The sequence below is a fragment of the Collinsella sp. SGI.033 genome (assembly GCF_050315135.1).
Classification (GTDB): Bacteria; Actinomycetota; Coriobacteriia; order Coriobacteriales; family Coriobacteriaceae; genus Collinsella.
The window spans coordinates 1-644 of sequence record NZ_JBNPOK010000069.1 but is presented as its reverse complement, the minus strand read 5'-3'; the positions used below and the strand labels follow the sequence as shown (position 1 = coordinate 644).

Annotated in this window: 1 protein-coding gene; it reads right to left on the bottom strand. The window is 55.0% G+C overall.

Going from position 1 to position 644, the window contains the following annotated elements; genetic code table 11:
- Positions 1-233 precede the first annotated feature (233 nt).
- A partial coding sequence (locus ACQRC0_RS08795) for an EamA family transporter (RefSeq protein WP_427729330.1) occupies positions 234-644 on the bottom strand: 411 nt, incomplete at its 5' end.

The window sequence follows — 644 nt, the reverse complement described above, 5'->3', positions numbered from 1 at the left end:
ACAAGCATAATTCCTCCCAATAAGGAATCTCGAACCGTCGTCACTCCCGTCGCGCGCGTTGTTGATATCAATTCCGGGAGTTCGATTCCACGGCTCGAAGCGTACCTGGTGTGCTGCTAACACCCATGCCAGGCACAAATGATTTGATACCAATTATAGGTATGCAGGTTCGCCTTATTTAATACCAGTCGCTCAGCGGGGTGTTTTTTACCGTAAACGGCAGGCGCATCCCATTAGGCACGCTCTTTGTTTCGATGGCGGACAAGCGCCACCAGAAAGCCGTCGCCAAAGGCATCGGATGCCAAGTTGGCCACAATCACCAAAACGATCATCGCCGCGCCCAAGAACTCGTTCCAGCTAAAGACCTCGCCAAAGAGGAGCGCCGACCAGCAGGGAGCGAGCACGACCTCACTCATGCAAACCAAGTTGGCCGCAAACGCGTTGGTGCGCGCAATCCCCTTGGCATACAGCACACTCGCAAGGCCGCTGCAAAAAAGGCCATGCACCAGCATAAGCCCCCACTCAAAGGGTTTCACGGAGCCTAGGTCGCCGGCAAAATAGACGATCGGCAGTATCGAGATGCCGCAGGAGATGAGCGAGGACACCATGGGCGACGCATCGGGGCGAGAGTTCAAAAAGAAACA